We start from the raw sequence: 18,654 nt of genomic DNA on the forward strand, positions 1-18,654 counted from the left end.
TCTCACTTCACCGCCGGGCGCAGGCCGTTGGGCCGCCACAGCAGGATCGCTGTCATCAGGATCATATTGCTTGCCAGCGCCAGTTTCGGCGCCAGAAAGCCCACGTAATTCGCCGTCAGCCCGACCAGCAGTGCGCCCAAGAGCGTGCCTTCGATAGAGCCAAGCCCGCCGATGATGACGACGATGAAAACCACGATCATCATCTCGCCGCCGAGCGCCGGGGTAATCAGTGTCTCATACCCCGCCCACATTGCACCGCCGACAGCGGCGAGGGCCGAGCCGACCATGAAGACGCCGATGAACAGCCGGTCGATGCGAAAGCCGAGCGCCTCCACCATCTCGCGGTTTTCCACTCCTGCACGGACCAAAAGGCCAATACGGGTGCGGTTCAACACGAGGTAAAGGCCAACAAAGGCTGCAAGGCCGAGGCCGAAGGCGAAGATGCGGTAAATCTCGATGCTCACATCGCCGATGATCCACGCGCCTTCGAGGAACTGGGGCCGCAGCACGGTGATCGGCGTGCCGCCCCAGACCGCGAGGATGATCTGCTCGGACACAATGAGCGCGCCCATCGTGATCAGGATTTGCCGCAGGTGGTCGTGGTAGACCGGGCGGATGATGACCGTCTCGAAAAACCACCCGGCGGCGAGGCCAAAGGACATGGCGGCGATGATCGCGAGGCTTAGGGCCGCGATGTTGAGCAGCACATTGTCGGCCCCCAGCCAGCCGCTGAGGGCTGCGAGCACCGAGGCGGCGACAAAAGCGCCGAAGCTGACAAAGGCCGAATGGCCAAAGTTCAGCACATCCATCAGCCCAAAGATCAGGCTGAGCCCCGAGGCCATGAGAAACACCATCATCCCCATCGCCAGGCCCGCGACGGTCAGCGTCGCCCAAGACGAGGGCGCGCCGATCAGCACGAAGGCCAGTGCTGCGAGGATCAGCGGCAGCAGGTAGACCCCGCCAAAGCGTCCCATAATATCTGAAATGCGGTCCATGTTCTTCCTCATCACGACAGGCCCAACAGCCGGTCTTGCAATGGTTTGTCGGCGGCAAAATCCGCCATGCTGCTGCTGTGTACGACCCGGCCATCGTCGATCACCGCCATGTCGCGCCCGATGCTGCGGGCGAAGTGGAAGTTTTGCTCAACAAGCAGCAGCGTTGCTTCACGTGAAATCTCGGTAAAGGCCTCGGCCATGGCTGCGACGATGGCGGGGGCGAGACCCTTGGTCGGCTCGTCGATCAGGATCAACCGGCGCGGCTCGACAATGGCGCGGGCGACGGAGAGCATCTGCTTCTGCCCGCCGGAAAGGGACCACGCCTGTTTGGTCCAGAACCGTTCCAAGGCCGGGAAGAGCGTGGTGATGCGTTTGAGGCGTGTTTGGTCGAACCGCCCTTTATCCGTGGCGAGGATCAGGTTTTCTTCGACCGTCAGATTGCCGAAAATGCCCATATTTTCTGGCACATAAGCAATCCCGCGCCGGGCGATGTCGGCGGTGTGCAGGCCGGTGAGATCAGTACCGTCAAAGCGCACCGTGCCGGGGCTGGGTTTCCACAGTCCCATGATCGAGCGCAGCGTCGTCGTCTTGCCCGCGCCATTGCGGCCCAGCAGGACAAAAACGCCGCCTTCGGGCACCTCAAGGCTCACGTCATGCAGCACGGCATATTGGCCAATGTCGGTTTTCATATGGTCGAGGGTCAGCAGGCTCATGCGGTCTCCTCCGTCGCGGTGCCGAGGTAGACGTCGCGGACGATCTGGCTGTCCATGACCTCGGCAGGCGCGCCATCGGCGAGCAGTTCGCCGTTGTGCAGCACGATGATCCGGTCGGCGAGGGCGCGGACCACGTCCATCTTGTGTTCGACCAGCAGCACGGTTTTGCTCGGGTCAGATTTGATCTGCGCGATCAGGTCCAGCACGTCGGGCGCATGGTCCAGCGACATGCCGGCGGTGGGCTCGTCAAACATGTAGATATCCGGCTCCATCGCCATTAGCAGCGCCACCTCCAGTTTGCGCTGGTCGCCATGGGGCAGGGCGGCGGCGGGCAGATGGGCGACGCGTGAAAGGCGGGTGGCTTCAAGGTAATGCTCGGCATCTTGGGTGAGTTTGGTAAAGCGGCGCACCGGGCGCAGCAGCCGCCAGCCGTCGCCCTCGCGGGCCTGCACGGCTAGACGGATGTTCTCCAACACGGTGAGTTGCGGAAAGAGGTTGGTCAGCTGAAAGGCGCGGCCCACACCTTGGCGCGCGCGCGCCGAGGGGGCCATGCGGGTCAGGTCGACCTCGCCTTTGAGCACCTGTCCCGAGGTCGCGGTGAGCTGGCCGGAGATCAGGTTGAAATAAGTGGTCTTACCGGCCCCGTTCGGCCCCACGATCACGGTGAGTTCACCGGGGTGGAAGGCGCAGGAGACCTGATTGACGGCGACGTGACCGCCGAAACGAATGGTCAGATCGCGCGTGATGAGCGATGGCGTAGGCATGATTTGAAACCTTTGGCGCTAAATTTGGCGCGGAGAAAGACACAGAAGGGCTGGCCCACCGCAGGCGGTGGGTGTGGCAGGCCAGCTTATCTGGTGTCAGTCGTTGGTGCGACCGATGGGAATGTCCATCTCATCCGCTTCGATGATGCGCACCAGATCGGGGATCGCCCAATCGACGTTCTCATCGACGCGGATTTTGAAGTGCACCATGGATTGCAGCGCCTGATGGTCTTCGGGGCGGAAGGTCATGGTGCCTTTGGGGGTCTCCCAAGACATGCCTTCCATCGCGGCGATCAGGTCTTCGGTCTCAAGGCTGTCGGCTGTCTCAATGGCTTTGACCGCTGCCAGCGCAGCCGCCATGCCACCCGCGGTAAAGAAGTCCGGCGGGCCGTCGAAACGCTCTTGGTGCGTCTTGACCAACCAGTCGTTCACCGGGTTGTCGTAGGCTTCGTAGTAGTAATAGACCGCGCCTTCCATGCCGGGGAAACGCTTGTAGGTCGGCAGCACCGGCAGGATATGACCGCCCATCGAAATTTCGATGCCATAGCGTTCGGGGTTCATCGCCTTGATCTTGCCCGGCCCGTCGCCGCCCCCGGCGATATAGGCGAGGATGACTTTGCGGCCTTCCTTGTCTTTCAAAGCGTTGAATAGGCGTTCGGCAGGGGCGGTGAAGTCAGCCGTGCCTTGCGGAACATACTCTTCCGCGACAACCGTGGCGCCGGTGCCTTCCAAGGCCGCTTTAAACGCGCTGATGCCGTCATGACCAAAAGCATAGTCTTCGGCGATGGTGGCGACAAAGAGGTTCTCATCGGGCTGCAACGCCAAAGCCTGTGCCTGCATGTCCATCGAGGAATTCCGCGAGGTCTTGAAGACATAGCGGTTGCTGTCCGGCCCGGTCAGGCTGTCGGCCACCGCAGGCTCCACGATCAGGATTTTCTCGTATTCCTCGGCGATGGGCAGCATGCCCTTGGCCACGCCCGATGAGGTCGAGCCGATGGCCATCAGCACCTCGTCGTCGCCATAAGCTTCGGCCAGCACGGCGCGGGCGACGTCGGGTTTGAACTGCGTGTCTTTGATGATGAGCTCGATTTTGTGGCCCTTGACGGTGTTTGTCCCGTCGGTGGCATATTCGATGCCGAGCTCAAAACCGGTCTGTGCCTGTTTGGAGAAGGCTTCGAAACTGCTGCCCGAGAGCCCGTGCACAAGAGCGATCTTAATCGGGTCTTCGGCCCAAGCCGCGCTGGCAAATGTCGCAACACTTGCCGTCACGGCGGCGATCCGCGTGAGTGTCTTCATGGTATCCTCCCTGAACGGGTGGTGGCCGCTGTTGCGCCGCACAAACCCGTCGTCTAGCTTAGAATTTCAGCATCCGAGAATAAACCAAACGGGGCAAGATGGTGGAAATACGTACCGAAGATTGCTTTCGCGACGGGCGATTTGCCGAACTGGCATTCGTGCATGCGCCGATTGGGCTGGTGGTGACTCAGAACCGGCTGATCCGCGACTGCAACAACGCGTTTGCGCAAATGTTCGGCTATGCCCGCGACGATCTGCGCGATCAGTTGTTCTCCATGCTTTACCCGACCGACGAAGAGTTTGTGAACATCCGCGACCGGGGGGTTACGCAATTGCGCGAGACGAATACTTACTGGGACGAGCGCATCATGGCGCGCAAGGATGGCAGCCTGTTCTGGTGTCGTGTCAGGGGGCATTCCTTTACCCCTGAAAGCCCCTTGGACCGCGCTGTCTGGAGCTTTGCCGATCTATCGACGGAGCGCCCCTATCTCCCGCTCACCCGGCGCGAGCGGGAGATTCTTAGTCACTTGGCTGATGGGCTGACCAGCAAGGAAATCGCGATTAAGCTCGATATTTCGCACCGTACGGTTGAGGTGTACCGTGCCAAGCTGCTTAAGAAGTTTGGGGTCAATAACACAAGCGGGCTGTTTCATTCGCTTGGCGGGATCGACAGCGATCACGTGGTGTCGAACAGTCAGAGATAGCCGTAGAGCGAACGCTTAGCGTGGGTCGCCCTGTTCGGGGTCGCTGTCCATGCTGCTGGATTGAACCGCAGAAACTACTGGCGATTCCTCTTCACTATCGGCGCTCTCTTTTCCCCCTTCTGACACGTCTTGCGAAGCGGAATCCCCAAGCATCTCGGCCAATGCGTCGGCCTGAGCGTAGAGCGCGCGGATTTGTTGAAGCTCTTCTTGTGATGGCCCACGCGATGATACTTTGGCGGTCGTATTATCGCCGAATTCCGGTTTCTTATCCAATGTTCGGGTTCCGCGTTCTGCTGATAGGAATGCCGGGTTTAACCGACCGGAGACCAACCTAACCGCCCTAGGCCAAGGGTTCCATTGGGCCTTGCCCTCAGCCAATCAGGGAATACCCCTACAGTCGGTCGCAACAATCTGAAACTGACTGGAATATTTCGTAGGGATTTTTGCAGCATGTTCTTTTCAGCGCAGCAGCCATGGCTGTTGTAGGTGTTTACGTCAGGGTTTCCCCCAATAGACAAATTCGTCCAAAAGGCTGAGGTTCTATCAGGAAAGTAGAGGTGGTCGATGAGTTTGGTCGCGGCGTTCACATTGATCGCGCTGTGTTGTGTTGTTGTTCTATCCGCCTTCGTTGCACGGCGGACAGGCGACTTTGTGAGCCGCTACATGGCCTTTGCCGGATGTGGGCTCCTTCTTCTTCAAGCGTCTGTCGTTGTGATGACTGACTCTCCGGAGGGAAGCGGACTATACAGTCATCCAACGGAGATCGTTTTAGCGCTCGGATTGATTGCCGCGTTAACAGTTCTTGGCCTACGGATGTACCGCTATCGCTATCTGGGGATGTTCATTGCTCCGCTTTCCGATGAAGACACTCAATTTCAAAGCTTACTCAACACCTTACCTGTGCAGGCGGCGTTTATTACGCCAGACATGCGGTATGGTTTCGTAAATGATGCTTACTGCAGATCTTCAGGACTTTCTCGAACTGAAATTCTCGGGAGACACCTAGCTGATGTCATTCGAGCTGACTTGCTTCCCGAAATCACCGCAAACATTGAAAAGGCTTTCACTGGGCAGCAGGTCACTTGGTTGTTCAACACAGCCCGTCCCGTCCTGCGGCGCACCAAAGGATCAGCCGTCTATCAGCCTTTGTCAGACCGAGGGCAGGTCTTAGGCGTCTTGGTCATGGTGATGGACCGTTCTGCGCAGCAGGATGCGACACATGAGGCCGAGATCAGCGAAACAAAACACGCCCTTGCCGCAGAGGTCGCGGGGGTGGGCTATCTTGAATGGGACGGGGACGGTAACCTGGTGGATGTCTCGCCAGAGGTCGAAGCGCTCCTCGGTCGTGGCGCAGAGACCCTGCGCAAGATGTGGGCAGAGGGGCAGCGTTTTGTTGATCCCCGCAGTCGCGCCACAATCCGCCACAGCCTAAACACCGCAGGCCGCCACCCGCGCGATGTAATCGAAACGCTGAGGTTTGTTGCCGCGAACGGTCGGCAGATCGAACTGCGGTCTAGCATGCGTAGGTTGGAAAACGGCGATGACGTGCGACTGTTGGCGGCGATTCAAGACGTAACGGATCAGCAGCGCGTGATGGATGAATTGGTCGAAAGCGAAACGCGCTTTCGGGATTTTGCTGACAGTGCCACGGATTGGGTCTGGGAAATGGACGTGAACCGGCGCTTCACCTTCCTGTCGGGCGGCGGCCGGCAGACAGCGGAAAGTACGCCTTTCTTCGAATTGGGCAGCACCTTTGCCGAGGCCAATATCGATCGTGATCGCGGCGACTATGATCTGCTGCAGCAGCGGCTGGCAACACAGGCTCCCTTCCGCGACCTCCGACTGATTGTCCCGCAAACTGATGGCAAGGAGCGTCAGATCGATATGTCCGGTAAGCCGTTTAGCGACAGCAATGGCGCGCTGGCGGGGTATCGGGGTACCTGCTTCGACATGACCGAAATCGTTGCCGCAGAAGCTGACCGGCGTAGCGCTTTGGAAGCGCTCGCGCTCGCCTTTAAGAACATCTCGACGATGGTGGCGCTTTTCGATGACGAAGACCGGCTGGTCTATTGCAACGAAGAATACCGCGCGAGCTATGCGGATATGGAAGGCGATATTCTCGGCCGTCACTTTGACGAGCTGCTGGATCATTTTACCGAGAGTGGACGGTTCAAGGGCAGCGCCGAAGGGCATACGCGCTGGACCGAACTGCGCCGCAATCGACGCGCCGACCCAGCGAAGTTCTTTCGTGCGCAGGCCAAGGATGGGCGCTGGCTGGAGGTAACGGACTACCCTGTGGCCGCGGGCGGGCTGCTGACCATTGCCTCCGACATCACCGAAAAGGTTGTGCGCGAGGAGCGGCTGCACCGTCATGAAACCGCGCTGCAATTGCTCAACCGGCGCGAGACGTTGGGCCAGATGACGGCGGCCATCGCCCATGAGTTGAACCAGCCTTTGGCTGCAATCCATAATTTCGCGGCAGGCTGCGTGCTGCGTGCCAAGAACGACCAGCTAGAGCGTGATGACATGATCGCGGTCCTGAGCAGTATGCAGAGCCAGTCCGAGCGGGCCAGTGCGATCCTTCGCTCGATGTCCAACTATCTACACAGCGATGACGCCGATCATGTGACCGTGCCCTTCGATGAGCTTTTGCGGTCTGTCCGGCTGCTGATCCAGCCCGAAAGCGCTGCCACCGGCGTGGACGTTGTCATCCATGACCTGTGTGACGGCACCCCGTTGCATTGCGCCCGGATCGAAATTGAACAGCTCCTGATCAACCTCATCAAAAATGGCATCGACGCCTGTCGCGACTCCGGACGTCCCGAGGCCGAGGTAAAGCTGACGGCGCGGTGTGAGGGCGAAGATATCGTGGTGGATGTTTGCGACGGCGGCACGGGCTTTGCTAAGGACATGCCCGTTGAAAAAGCCTTTACCGCCTTTAGATCGACCAAAGCCAAAGGCTTGGGGGTCGGGCTGGCCATCTGCGAAACCATTGCGGAATCCCATGGCGGTTCCATTCAAGTTGCCAAATCAGATGCGCAGGGAGCCTGTATCACAGTGCGCCTCCCGCTCGTCGTACAGGAGTAAGACGATAGAAAACGCGATCGTATATGTGGTGGATGATGATGCGGCGGTCCGGGAGTCCTTGGTCTGGTTGCTAGGATCGGTGGGGCTGCGCACTGTCGCCTTTGGTGGGGCGGCGGAGTTTCTAGACGCCTTTGACGACAAAGGGGTCTGCTGTCTGGTCAGCGACGTCCGTATGCCGGGGATGAGCGGGCTGGAACTGCAGAAGGCACTGGTCGCTCGCGGGCTGGAGATGCCGGTGATCCTGATGACGGCTTTTGGTGATGTCTCGACCGCGGTTAAAGCGATGAAGGCTGGCGCCGTGGATTTCATTGAGAAACCATTCAGCAATCAGGACATGCTCGACCTCATCAACGCGGCCCTGCAAGCGGACGCAGAGCGGCGTCAGTCAAATGCAGCGGTCGAGGAAAACGCGCAGATGTTGGCGCGGCTCACCCCGCAGGAGCACCGCGTTTACAAGCGAGTCGTCGCGGGCAAGTCCAACCGGGAGATCGGTGCAGAAATGGATATCTCCGTTAAGACCGTCGAGGTGCACCGGGCGCGCGTGATGCGCAAATTGGAAGCCGGGTCCGTCGCTGATCTGGTACGCTTTCATCTCGCAGCCGGGGCGGGGGAGCCAGAGAACAGCGGCTAAATGTAAAAATCCTCGGCGGCACATAGCCGCCGAGGAGAGAGCCCCCCAAACAGGCACCGGGGGCGGGTCTCCGGTGGCATGGGGTCCACCGGAAAGTTGCGGGTCAGACTGGCTTGGGCTCCAGCGTTCCCACGGTTACGTCGAGGGTCTTTTCCGCCCCCTTACGCAGCACCACAACCTCGGTCGTTGCCTCGGGTGCGGTGGTGGCGACAGCGCGGGTCAGGTCGCGCAGATCGACGATCTCCTCGCCGCCAAAGGACAGGATGATGTCGCCCTTTTTCAGACCGGCTTCGGCTGCGGGGCTTTCCTCGCTAACAGCTTCGACCACCGCGCCGCGGGGTTCGTCATAGCCGAGCACATTGGCGACCTCCGGTGTCATCTGTCGGATCTGAACACCCAGCCAGCCGCGCTCGACTGTCCCGTCATCGGAAAGGTCGGCCACGATGGTCTGCACCAGATCGGAGGGTACGGAGAAGCCGATGCCGACCGAACCTCCGCCCGGCGACAAGATCGCTGTGTTCACGCCCACAACTTCGCCATCGTTGTTGAACAGCGGTCCGCCGGAGTTGCCGCGGTTGATCGCTGCATCGGTCTGGATGAAGTCGTCAAAGGGCCCCGCCTGAATGTCGCGCGACAGGGCCGAGACGATGCCCGAAGTCACGGTGCCACCAAGGCCAAAGGGGTTGCCCACAGCCACGACTTCGTCGCCAACGCGAAGGTCTTTCGAGGTGCCAAAGTCTACCTTCGGCAGATCCACATCCGCAGTCACTTTGAGCAGCGCGATATCGGTCATTGCGTCGCTGCCGACCACTTCGGCGTCAAAGCTGCGACCATCGGCGAGCTTCACGGTCACCTTCTCCGCGCCCGCGACCACATGGTGGTTGGTCACGATCCGGCCGTCTTCAGAGATGATAAAACCAGAGCCCAACCCTTGGCGCGGGGCGGGGGCGGCGCCGTCCTGACCGGGGAGCATATGCTCGAACCGGCGGCGCAGTTCCTCGGGCATGCCGGGGGGAAGCTGCTGCTGGATTTGGGCGCTGTCTTGCTTGGCGGTGACTTCGATGAAGACCACGGCGGGGGAGACCGCCTCGACCAGATCGGCATAGCCACCTGCGGGGACGGCCAGCGCGGTCGAAGGGGCCAGCGCCAGCATCGGGGTCGCGGCGACGGCGGCGCTCAGCGCAAGGGCCGCAGCGCGAGGGGCCTTGGAAAGGGTCTTGTTCATGGGATGCTCCTTGCTGTGCATTCGTATTTCCGAGGCCCTATTTGGGGCATGCGTTTTACAGCGCCGTCGCGGGAGCTATACAAATCTGTGAGAATGCGGGCAGCGGGATGCGCGGCAGGCGAAATTGCCCTACCTCTTGGTCGAACCTAAATGAGACCCCGATGAAACTGCTTGTTGTCGAAGACGATACCACCACCAGCACCTATATTGCGCGCGGTCTGCGCGAAGAGGGGCATGCGGTAGACGTAGTGGCCGATGGCCGCGACGGGTTGGTGCAGGCCACCACCGGGCAATATGACGTGCTAATCCTCGACCGGATGCTGCCGGAGTTGGACGGGCTGACGCTGCTTAAAACGCTACGCGGCGCGGGCAATGCGACTCCGGTGCTGCTGCTCACGGCAATGGGGGCGGTGGACGACCGGATCGACGGGCTGAACGCCGGAGCGGATGACTATCTGGTAAAGCCTTTTGCCTTTGGGGAGTTGTCGGCGCGGGTCAATGCGCTGGCGCGCCGCCCGCAGGCGTTGGAGCAGGAGACCACCCTGCGTGCAGGCGATCTGACGATGGACCTGATCACACGCCGCGTGACGCGGGCCGGCCAAGAAATCGACCTGCTGCCGCGCGAGTTTGCTTTGCTAGAGCACTTGCTGCGGCGGAAAGGGCGGGTCCAGACACGGACCATGTTGTTGGAAGCGGTCTGGGATATCTCCTTCGATCCGATGACCAATGTGGTCGAGACCCACATCAGCCGCTTGCGGGCCAAAGTCGACCGGCCATTCGATACCGAGTTGATCCAGACCGTACGCGGCGCGGGCTACAGGATCGACGCGTGAAGGCCCGGCTGGCAGGGCTGTGGCGTTCAATGCCCCTGCGGCTGGCGCTGTTGTTGGTGCTGTTGTTTGCGACCGTCAGCCTGCTGAGCCTTGCCGCCAGCTATGCCGTCACACAGCGCTCATTTGAGCAGGCCATTCGCGCTGACTTGGCGCAAGATATGGCAGGCTTTCGTGCCGCCCCGAGCGCTGGTGCCGTGGCGCGTTTGGTCGAGGCGGAATCGCGTGAGACGGACCCAAACCGCTTGATCCTCAGCTATATCGGCCCCGATGGGCGCATCTACGGCAACGGCGCGATTGCGCGGGACAACGAGGGCTATCACATCGTCTCTCTTGGTGCCGCGCGGGCGGAGTACACCGGGGTTTATCTGACCCTCACCGACACGCTCTATGGCGGCCTACTGACCATCGCGCGCAGCCGGGCCGAGATCACAGCGCTGCGCGAAGTCTTCGTGAACATCCTGCTGGTCAGCCTGCTGCCCACAGTATTAATTGCGCTCTCCGGTGGCCTGATCCTTGCGCGGCGGTCCAAGCGTCATGTTGAGGTCATCCGTGCCACGTTGGACCGGCTGACCACCGGTGATCTGGCGGCGCGGGTGGCGCCGGGGCCGCGCTGGTCCGACGATCTCTTGCGCATTGGGGAAGGGATCAACCAAATGGCGCGGGCGCAGGAGACTTCGGTGGCGGCGCTGCGACAGGTGTCGCTCGACATTGCGCATGACCTCAAGACGCCGATCCAGCGGGTTTCTGTCCATCTCGACGACCTCGCCCGCGCAGAAAAAACCGGCGGCGACCGCGAAGAGCCCTTGGCGCGCGCGCGGGCCGAACTAGACGGGATCGCCAAGATTTTCCAATCCTTGCTGCAACTCGCCCAGGTCGAACGCGGGGATGCACGGGCCCATTTCGCGCCCGTTGACCTCGCCGACCTCTGCCGCAAAATGGCGGAGCTATACGAACCCGCCGCCGCCGATCAGGGCAAAGAACTGCGCTGCGACCTGCCAGAAGGGCCCGTACTGGTTGAGGGTGATGAGGCACTGCTGGGGCAACTGCTCGCCAATCTGATTGAGAACGCGCTCCGTCATTCGGGCAGTGCGGAAGCGGTGGAGATCACCCTTCAACAAACTGCTGGCGAGACGATCCTTAGCGTTGCAGATCGCGGCCCCGGCATCCCCGCCGAGGACCGCGGCAAAGTGTTGCAGCGGCTCTACCGGCTCGACCGCAGCCGTGGCACACCGGGGCATGGTTTGGGGTTGGCGCTGGTCGACGGAGTGGCGAAACTGCATGGTGCGCGGCTTGAACTTGCGGACAACGCCCCCGGGTTGCTGGTGAAAGTCGCCTTTAGCGCGTGACGCACTCCACAACCGCTGCGGCAATTTATCCTGTCCTCTCACTGTCGGGCGGCCCTATATAGGGCGTAACACAACACGCGGAGCTTCTCATGCTCGACGGATTTACCGCCGAAATTCTGGCGCGGGTGCAGTTTGCATTCACGATTTCATTTCACATCATCTTCCCGGCGTTTTCGATCGGTCTGGCCAGTTTTCTTGCCGTTCTGAACGCCCTCTGGCTGTGGAAGCGTGAGGAAACTTACCTCGATCTGTTCAACTACTGGAAGAAGATCTTTGCCGTCGCCTTTGGCATGGGCGTGGTGTCGGGCATCGTCATGTCCTACCAGATCGGCACCAACTGGTCGGTCTTCTCAGACAAGGCCGGGCCGGTGGTTGGGCCGCTGATGGCCTATGAGGTGCTCTCGGCCTTCTTCCTCGAAGCTGGGTTTCTGGGCATCATGCTCTTTGGCCGCAAGCGGGTTGGCGATGGGCTGCATATGTTTGCGACAGCGTTGGTGGCGCTTGGTACGTTGGCCTCGGCGACTTGGATTCTGTCGGTGAACTCTTGGATGCAGACCCCTGCGGGTTTCGGCATGAACGAGTTGGGCCAGTTCGTGCCCGAGGATTGGTGGGCGATCGTCTTTAACCCGTCTTTCTCCTACCGTTTGGTGCATATGGTGCTGGCGGCCTATCTGACCACGGCGCTGGTTGTCGGGGCGGTCGGCGGGCTTCACCTGTTGCGCGATCAAGCCAATGCGGCGGCGCGGCGGATGTTCTCCATGGCGATGTGGATGCTGGTGCTGGTGACGCCGCTGCAAATCTACGCAGGCGACCTGCATGGCCTCAATACGCTGGAGCATCAGCCCGCCAAGGTCATGGCGATGGAGGGGCATTACGACAGCCACCCCGATGGCGCGCCGCTGATCCTCTTTGGCATTCCCAACCCGGATGAGAAACGCATCGACTATGCGATTGAGATTCCGAAACTGTCGTCGCTGATCCTCAAACACGATCTGAACGCGCCTCTGGACGGGCTGGACACCATCCCGGACGAAGACGAGCCGCCGGTGGCCATCGTCTTTTGGTCCTTCCGCATCATGATCGCGCTTGGCTTTGCGATGCTGGGTCTGGGTGCTTGGGCGGCACTGGCGCGGCTGCGCGGACGGCTCTATAGCGCGCCGATGCTGCACCGTTTGGCGATCTTGATGGGGCCTGCGGGGTTTGTCGCGGTGCTCGCGGGCTGGATCACAACCGAGGTGGGGCGCCAGCCTTTCACCGTCTACGGATTGCTGCGCACGTCGGACAGTCTGGCCCCGGTGGCGGCCCCTGCGGTGGCAACCTCGCTGATCGCCTTTATCGTGGTTTATTTCTTCGTCTTTGGGGCGGGCACTTGGTACATCGTGTCCATGATGCGCAAGCCGGTCGTCGATCATGTGCTGGAAGACGAGCGCGACGCGGCACAGGACGACGGCCCGGTTCTGGCCGTCGGCGAAGAGGCCGCTGTGCGCGACAAGTCGGAGGAGGGCTAAGATGCTGGGGTTTGAACTGTCATTCATCTGGGCGGGCATCATCGCAGGTGCCGTGCTTATCTATGTCATCCTCGACGGGTTTGATTTGGGCGTCGGGCTCTTGTTTCCGCTGACCAAAGACGAGGGCGAGCGCAATGTGATGATGAACTCGGTCGCGCCCATTTGGGACGGCAACGAGACATGGCTGGTGCTGGGCGGCGGCGGGCTGTTTGCCGTCTTCCCGCTGGCCTATGCCATCGTCATGCCCGCGCTTTACATGCCGATTATTTTAATGCTGCTGGGGCTAATCTTTCGCGGGGTCGCCTTTGAATACCGCTGGCGGACGAAGCGTTGGAAGCCGCTGTGGGACATGGCGTTTTTCGGCGGTTCGCTTGTGGCTTCCTTTTGTCAGGGCATCGCGCTCGGCGCGCTGGTGCAGGGGATTGAGATCGAAGGCCGCGCCTATGCGGGCGGCTGGTGGGACTGGCTGACGCCCTTCTCGATCCTGACCGGGGTGGCGGTGACGGCAGGCTATGCGCTCTTGGGGGCCACATGGCTCAACATGAAACTGGAAGGCCGCATTCAGCGCCACATGCGCAGTCTGGCATGGCCCTTGGCGCTGGCGACGCTGGTGTTCATGGCGCTGGTCAGCCTCTGGACACCCTTCAAAGATGGCGTCTACTTCGAGCGCTGGTTCGCTTGGCCGACAGCATTGTTCAGCGGCGTTGTCCCCCTGTTGGTCGCCTTGGCCGCATTCGGCATGTTGCGGGGCTTGCAGCGCAAGGCGGACATCCAACCCTTCCTCTGCGCACAAGCGCTTTTCGTGTTGGGGTTCATCGGCATCGGGATCAGCTTTTACCCCCATATCGTCCCGCCCAGCCTGACCATCGCCGAGGCCGCGGCCCCCGATGAAAGCCTGATCTTCGCGCTGGTCGGCACGCTGGTGCTGCTGCCCTTGATCCTGAGCTACACGGCCTATGCCTATTGGGTCTTCCGGGGCAAGATTGACCCCGAAGAGGGCTACCACTGATGCGCAAATGGCTAAAGCGTAGCGGTTGGTTCGTGGCGCTCTGGCTGGCCAGCGTGGTCCTGTTGACGGTGGTGGCCTATGCGATCCGGCTGGTCATCATGCCGGGGTGACGTAGCGACCTGAGCGCCGGGCCTTGCCAAGCCCGCGTGCTTCTGGCCTTTTCGGGCACAAAGCAGCACGAAAGGACAGCCCGATGCGCGCCATGCAAGTCACCGCCTATGACGAACCGCTCACCCTGCAAGAGCTTGAAATGCCGATCCCGAAGCAGGGTGAGGTCTTGGTTCAGGTCGACACCTGCGGGCTGAACTTTGGCGATCTGCTGATTATCAAAGGCACCTATCAGGAAAAGCCGCCGCTGCCTTTCACTCTTGGCATGGAGCTTGCGGGGACGATCAGCGCGGTTGGGGACGGGGTGACCCACCTCAAGGTCGGTCAGCGCGTTGCGGCCTTTACCGGCTTCGACGGGCTGGCCGAATATGCTGCCGTGCCTGCTTCGGTCTGCGTGCCGCTGCCGGACGCGATGAACTCGGTCGACGGGGCGGCCTTCTTGATTGCCTATGGCACCAGCCATGTGGCGCTGGACTACAAGGCGCGGCTGCAACCGGGCGAGCGCCTGTTGGTGCTGGGCGCCTCGGGCGGCATTGGCCTGACGGCGGTGGAACTGGGCAAGCTGATGGGGGCCGAAGTGATCGCCGTGGCGCGTGGGGCCGACAAGCTGGCGGTCTGCAGAGAGGCCGGGGCGGATCATCTGATCAACTCCGAGACCGACGACATTCGTGCCATGGTCAAAGAGTTGGGCGGCGCGGATGTGGTCTATGACCCCGTGGGCGGCGACCAGTTCAAAGCCGCCATGCGCGCCTGCAACCCCGAGGCACGGCTCATCCCCTTGGGTTTTGCCAGCGGGGAGGTGCCGCAGATCCCGGCGAACATCCTGCTGGTCAAGAACCTCAGCGTTCTGGGCTTCTACTGGGGTGGCTATGCCAAGATCAAACCTTCGGTGCTGACCGACAGTTTCGCCAAGCTGATCGACTGGTATGTGGACGGCAAGCTAAAGCCCCATGTCAGCAACATCCTCCCACTGGAACAGGCGAATGAGGCGCTGGCCTTGCTGCGGGACCGCAAGGCGACCGGCAAAGTGGTGGTTGAGGTCGCAGGCTAAGTTCGGCGCCCGCCCGGCAAACGCGTCACGCGCAGCGCCTTTTGGCGCTCGCGCAGATAGACAAAGAGGCCAGAGCCGAGGATCAGCGCGATCCCGACCCAGACTTCCCAAACGGGCAAATCGCCAAAGATTACGAACCCCCAAAACACGGCCAGCGGCAGACCGATATATTCAAACGGTGCCACGGTGGCCGCGTCCCCCAGACGGTAGGCTTGGCTGAGGCAGTAGCCGATCAGCGCGATGTTCAGACCGATGCCAAGGAAGGTGAGGTAGTCCTCTCGCGCGGGCCAGACCCATGCGCGCAGTAGGAATTGCAGCGAGGCGTTGCTGCCCTCATCCACAAACCGCCCGTCGCCCGCGATCAGGAAAAACCCCAGCGAAACGGCGACAAAAGCGGCCTGAATATAGACCATCAAGGCGGAGGCTTTGGAGTTCACGCCGAGCTTGCGCGTCATCAATTGGTTTAGTGCATAGGTCAGCGCCGCCAAGACTGGCAGCAGCAGAACCCACCGCGAGACGTCCAGCGTCGCGGTGCTGGCCCAAGGCCGCATCATAATCACGACGCCGATGAAACCCACGATCACCGCCCCCAGACGCAGCGGACCGACCTTTTCGCCCAGAAGGGGGATCGACAGCAGTGTAATGAACAGCGGCGCAGCGAAGAACAGCGCGGTGGCCTCGGCCAATGGCAGGACCGAAAGCGCCAGAAAGAACGACATGTTCGAGATAACGATCAGCAGCCCGCGCAGCATATGGAGCCCCGGCTGCCGCGTCTTAAGCAGGTGAAACCCGCCTTCGAGCTTGACCAATGCAAGCCCCAGCACGATCCCGATGGCCGAGCGGGTGAAGACGATCTGGTGCAGCGGATAGCCGCCTGAGAGGCGTTTGATCAGCATGTCATTGATCGAAATCGCGGCGACGCCAAGAAGGATCAGCCCGATCGCCAGACCGGCGCGGTTATGGGGTGTGGTTGTCATGCGAAAGACCTACCAGCCCAGCGGAAGAGGTCCAGCGCTTTGACGTTGGTTTGCGCAGAATTACCCGCTAGGCTGGTGGGATACGTCAGAGGGAGAGCCACCATGAAGATGTCCGACACCCGCCAGATCGCCGCCACACCAGCCGAGGTCTATGCCGCGCTTTTGGACCCCGAGATGCTGCAAACCTGCGTGCCCGGCGCGCAGGATGTGACCGGCTCGGTCGAAGACGGCTATGACGCGACGGTGGTGCAGAAGGTCGGCCCGGTGAAGGCGACGTTCAAGGGCCATGTGAAACTGTCTGATCTCGTCCCGAACGAAGCGTTGACCATCACGGGCGAGGGCAAGGGCGGCGCGGCTGGCTTTGCCAAAGGCGGGGCAGAGGTGCGCTTGGCTGAAAAGGACGGCGGCACCGAGTTGAGCTATGACGTGGAGGCCAAGGTCGGCGGCAAACTGGCGCAGCTTGGCAGTCGCATCATCGACGGTTTTGCCAAGAAGATGGCCGATCAGTTCTTTGACAACCTGCAAGCCTCGCTCGAACCTGCGCCGGAGGAGGGCGCGGAAACCGAAACCGCTGGCGAGGATGCCCCCGCCAAAAAGGGCTGGTTCGGTCGCGCTAAGACCTGAAGGCATCTGTTCAGTCGTGATAAATCCCGTTAGGTTGCCCGTCTGACCAAAGCGGAGACGACCATGCCGACAATTCTGGACATTCAAGACCTGCGCAAATCCTACGCGGGCGGTTTCGAGGCGCTTAAAGGGGTCGATCTGCAAATTGAAAAGGGCGAAATCCTCGCCCTGCTTGGGCCTAATGGGGCGGGCAAGACAACGCTGATTTCTACCGTTTGCGGCATCACCACGGCCACCAGCGGCAAGGTCACGGTGGGTGGCCACGACATTCATGACGATTTCCGCGCCGCGCGTTCGATGATCGGGCTGGTCCCGCAGGAAATCAACCTCGAGCCTTTTGAAAAAGTCATCAACACCGTGCGCTTTTCACGGGGGCTGTTTGGCCGTCCGGCGGATGAGGCGAAGCTGGAAAAGATCCTGCGGCAACTGTCGCTCTGGGACAAGAAAGACAGCCAGATCCGGGAGCTTTCGGGCGGCATGAAGCGCCGTGTTCTGATCGCCAAGGCGCTGTCGCATGACCCGCAGGTGTTGTTTCTGGACGAGCCGACAGCGGGCGTCGACGTGGAACTGCGCAAGGACATGTGGGAGATCGTCGCCGGGCTGAAAGCCTCGGGCGTGACGATCATCCTGACGACCCACTATATCGAAGAGGCCGAGGCCATCGCCGACCGGATCGGCGTGATCGCCCGAGGTGAACTGCTGCTGGTTGAGGAAAAGGACAAGCTGATGGCCCGTTTGGGTAAGAAGCAACTCGAAGTGCAATTGACCGAGCCGATCACCGAAATCCCGCTCGCCCTGCAATCGCCCGATGTCGAACTTTCCGCCGACGGGCAGGCGCTGATCTATACCTATGACACGAACGCCGAGCGGACCGGCATCACCAAACTGCTGGCCAAAGTCGCCGAAAGCGGGCTGGTGCTGCGCGATGTGGCGACACGGCAAAGCAGCCTCGAAGATATCTTCGTCGGTATGCTCAAGGAGGACGCGGCATGAACTGGACCGCAATCAAGGCGATCTACACCTTCGAGATGACGCGGTTTTTCCGCACCATCACGCAAAGCATCATCTCACCCGTCCTGTCGACCTCGCTCTATTTCGTCGTCTTCGGCGCGGCGATTGGCAGCCGCATTGATGAGGTCGAGGGCGTGAGCTACGGCGCTTTCATCGTGCCGGGGCTGATCATGCTCAGCGTTATCACCCAGTCGATCTCCAACGCGTCCTTTGGCATCTATTTCCCCAAGTTCATCGGCACGGTCTATGAACTGCTCTCGGCCCCGATCAACTTTTTCGAGATTGTCATCGGCTATGTCGGGGCGGCGGCGACCAAGGCGCTCTTTATCGGCACGATCATATTGATCACGGCGTTTTTCTTTGTCGACATTACGATCCAGCACCCCATCGCGATGGTCGCTTTCCTGATCCTGACCTGTATCAGCTTCGCGCTCATGGGGTTTATCATCGGCATCTGGGCCGGGAACTTTGAGCAGTTGCAGCTGGTGCCGCTGCTGATCGTCACGCCTTTGGTCTTCCTTGGCGGCTCGTTCTATTCAATCTCGATGCTGCCGCCGGTCTGGCAGGTGATTTCGCACTTCAACCCGGTGGTCTATCTGATCTCGGGCTTTCGCTGGGCGTTCTTCGGCTCTGCTGATGTGCCGATCCTGACGAGCCTTCTGGCCATCGCGCTGTTTACCGCCCTTTGCCTGGGCGTGATCTGGTGGATTTTCCGCACCGGCTGGCGTCTGCGGGCCTGAGCTGTCGGAAACTTGGGCGGGCTCCTTGTTTG

At 60.9% G+C, this 18,654-nt stretch carries 19 protein-coding genes; 12 read left to right on the forward strand and 7 right to left on the reverse strand.

What is annotated here, in order from left to right:
- Positions 1 to 2: 2 nt before the first annotated feature.
- The 4 genes from BLS57_RS14645 to BLS57_RS14660 all read right to left on the reverse strand — a co-directional run bounded on the left by BLS57_RS14645 (position 3) and on the right by BLS57_RS14660 (position 3,768).
- Complete coding sequence (locus tag BLS57_RS14645) at positions 3 to 995, reverse strand: branched-chain amino acid ABC transporter permease (RefSeq protein ID WP_093743459.1); 993 nt, start codon at positions 993 to 995, stop codon at positions 3 to 5.
- Positions 996 to 1,006: 11 nt separating this feature from the next.
- Positions 1,007 to 1,708, reverse strand: a complete 702-nt coding sequence (locus BLS57_RS14650; RefSeq protein WP_093743460.1) for an ABC transporter ATP-binding protein — start codon at positions 1,706 to 1,708, stop codon at positions 1,007 to 1,009.
- Positions 1,705 to 2,472 carry an ABC transporter ATP-binding protein gene (locus BLS57_RS14655; protein ID WP_093743461.1) on the reverse strand — a complete coding sequence of 256 codons (768 nt, stop codon included), beginning with the start codon at positions 2,470 to 2,472 and terminating at the stop codon, positions 1,705 to 1,707. The genes BLS57_RS14650 and BLS57_RS14655 overlap by 4 nt, the downstream gene beginning before the upstream one ends.
- Before the next feature lie 96 nt (positions 2,473 to 2,568).
- Positions 2,569 to 3,768: a substrate-binding domain-containing protein gene (locus tag BLS57_RS14660; protein WP_093743462.1), complete on the reverse strand. Its 1,200-nt coding sequence runs from the start codon at positions 3,766 to 3,768 to the stop codon at positions 2,569 to 2,571.
- A 98-nt stretch (positions 3,769 to 3,866) separates the two neighbouring features.
- Between BLS57_RS14660 and BLS57_RS14665 the strand changes: the two genes are divergently transcribed.
- A complete protein-coding gene (locus BLS57_RS14665; RefSeq protein ID WP_093743463.1) occupies positions 3,867 to 4,472 on the forward strand; it encodes a LuxR C-terminal-related transcriptional regulator in 606 nt (201 codons plus the stop codon).
- 15 nt (positions 4,473 to 4,487) lie between these two features.
- On the opposite strand, the gene BLS57_RS14670 is transcribed toward BLS57_RS14665, so the two are convergent.
- Entirely contained in the window at positions 4,488 to 4,745 is a 258-nt protein-coding gene (locus tag BLS57_RS14670; RefSeq protein WP_093743464.1) for a hypothetical protein, read from the reverse strand.
- Between the two features lie 564 nt (positions 4,746 to 5,309).
- Here BLS57_RS14670 and BLS57_RS14675 point away from each other — a divergent pair.
- Positions 5,310 to 7,559 carry a PAS domain S-box protein gene (locus BLS57_RS14675; RefSeq protein WP_244153701.1) on the forward strand — a complete coding sequence of 750 codons (2,250 nt, stop codon included), beginning with the start codon at positions 5,310 to 5,312 and terminating at the stop codon, positions 7,557 to 7,559.
- Positions 7,507 to 8,190 (forward strand): response regulator transcription factor, encoded by a 684-nt coding sequence (locus tag BLS57_RS14680; protein ID WP_093743466.1) that lies wholly within the window; start codon positions 7,507 to 7,509, stop codon positions 8,188 to 8,190. Before BLS57_RS14675 ends, BLS57_RS14680 begins: the two co-directional genes overlap by 53 nt.
- Before the next feature lie 103 nt (positions 8,191 to 8,293).
- Here the strand turns inward: BLS57_RS14680 and BLS57_RS14685 are convergent, their stop codons facing one another.
- The gene (locus BLS57_RS14685; RefSeq protein WP_093743467.1) at positions 8,294 to 9,415 is read right to left on the reverse strand and encodes a Do family serine endopeptidase; all 1,122 of its coding nucleotides are present in this window, start codon (positions 9,413 to 9,415) and stop codon (positions 8,294 to 8,296) included.
- Between the two features lie 161 nt (positions 9,416 to 9,576).
- Between BLS57_RS14685 and BLS57_RS14690 the strand changes: the two genes are divergently transcribed.
- The 6 genes from BLS57_RS14690 (at position 9,577) to BLS57_RS14715 (ending at position 15,270) form a co-directional block, all read left to right on the forward strand.
- Positions 9,577 to 10,248 carry a response regulator gene (locus tag BLS57_RS14690; protein ID WP_093743468.1) on the forward strand — a complete coding sequence of 224 codons (672 nt, stop codon included), beginning with the start codon at positions 9,577 to 9,579 and terminating at the stop codon, positions 10,246 to 10,248.
- Positions 10,245 to 11,594 (forward strand): HAMP domain-containing sensor histidine kinase, encoded by a 1,350-nt coding sequence (locus tag BLS57_RS14695; protein ID WP_093743469.1) that lies wholly within the window; start codon positions 10,245 to 10,247, stop codon positions 11,592 to 11,594. The genes BLS57_RS14690 and BLS57_RS14695 overlap by 4 nt, the downstream gene beginning before the upstream one ends.
- Before the next feature lie 89 nt (positions 11,595 to 11,683).
- On the forward strand, positions 11,684 to 13,102 hold the full coding sequence (locus BLS57_RS14700; RefSeq protein WP_093743470.1) for a cytochrome ubiquinol oxidase subunit I: 1,419 nt from the start codon (positions 11,684 to 11,686) through the stop codon (positions 13,100 to 13,102).
- 1 nt (position 13,103) lies between these two features.
- On the forward strand, positions 13,104 to 14,111 hold the full coding sequence (cydB, locus tag BLS57_RS14705) for a cytochrome d ubiquinol oxidase subunit II (protein WP_093743471.1): 1,008 nt from the start codon (positions 13,104 to 13,106) through the stop codon (positions 14,109 to 14,111).
- Positions 14,111 to 14,221, forward strand: a complete 111-nt coding sequence (locus BLS57_RS14710) for a DUF2474 family protein (protein WP_093743472.1) — start codon at positions 14,111 to 14,113, stop codon at positions 14,219 to 14,221. The genes cydB and BLS57_RS14710 overlap by 1 nt, the downstream gene beginning before the upstream one ends.
- A gap of 83 nt (positions 14,222 to 14,304) precedes the next feature.
- The gene (locus BLS57_RS14715; RefSeq protein WP_093743473.1) at positions 14,305 to 15,270 is read left to right on the forward strand and encodes an NADPH:quinone oxidoreductase family protein; all 966 of its coding nucleotides are present in this window, start codon (positions 14,305 to 14,307) and stop codon (positions 15,268 to 15,270) included.
- On the opposite strand, the gene BLS57_RS14720 is transcribed toward BLS57_RS14715, so the two are convergent.
- Positions 15,267 to 16,247 carry a DMT family transporter gene (locus tag BLS57_RS14720; protein WP_093743474.1) on the reverse strand — a complete coding sequence of 327 codons (981 nt, stop codon included), beginning with the start codon at positions 16,245 to 16,247 and terminating at the stop codon, positions 15,267 to 15,269. The two genes, BLS57_RS14715 and BLS57_RS14720, sit on opposite strands and share 4 nt — an antisense overlap.
- 102 nt (positions 16,248 to 16,349) lie before the next feature.
- Between BLS57_RS14720 and BLS57_RS14725 the strand changes: the two genes are divergently transcribed.
- The 3 genes from BLS57_RS14725 to BLS57_RS14735 all read left to right on the forward strand — a co-directional run bounded on the left by BLS57_RS14725 (position 16,350) and on the right by BLS57_RS14735 (position 18,622).
- Complete coding sequence (locus tag BLS57_RS14725; protein WP_093743475.1) at positions 16,350 to 16,871, forward strand: SRPBCC family protein; 522 nt, start codon at positions 16,350 to 16,352, stop codon at positions 16,869 to 16,871.
- 63 nt (positions 16,872 to 16,934) lie between these two features.
- Positions 16,935 to 17,864, forward strand: a complete 930-nt coding sequence (locus tag BLS57_RS14730; RefSeq protein WP_093743476.1) for an ABC transporter ATP-binding protein — start codon at positions 16,935 to 16,937, stop codon at positions 17,862 to 17,864.
- Positions 17,861 to 18,622, forward strand: a complete 762-nt coding sequence (locus BLS57_RS14735) for an ABC transporter permease (protein WP_093743477.1) — start codon at positions 17,861 to 17,863, stop codon at positions 18,620 to 18,622. The genes BLS57_RS14730 and BLS57_RS14735 overlap by 4 nt, the downstream gene beginning before the upstream one ends.
- Positions 18,623 to 18,654: the final 32 nt, after the last annotated feature.

Source organism: Sulfitobacter delicatus (assembly GCF_900102535.1).
Classification (GTDB): domain Bacteria; phylum Pseudomonadota; class Alphaproteobacteria; order Rhodobacterales; family Rhodobacteraceae; genus Sulfitobacter; species Sulfitobacter delicatus.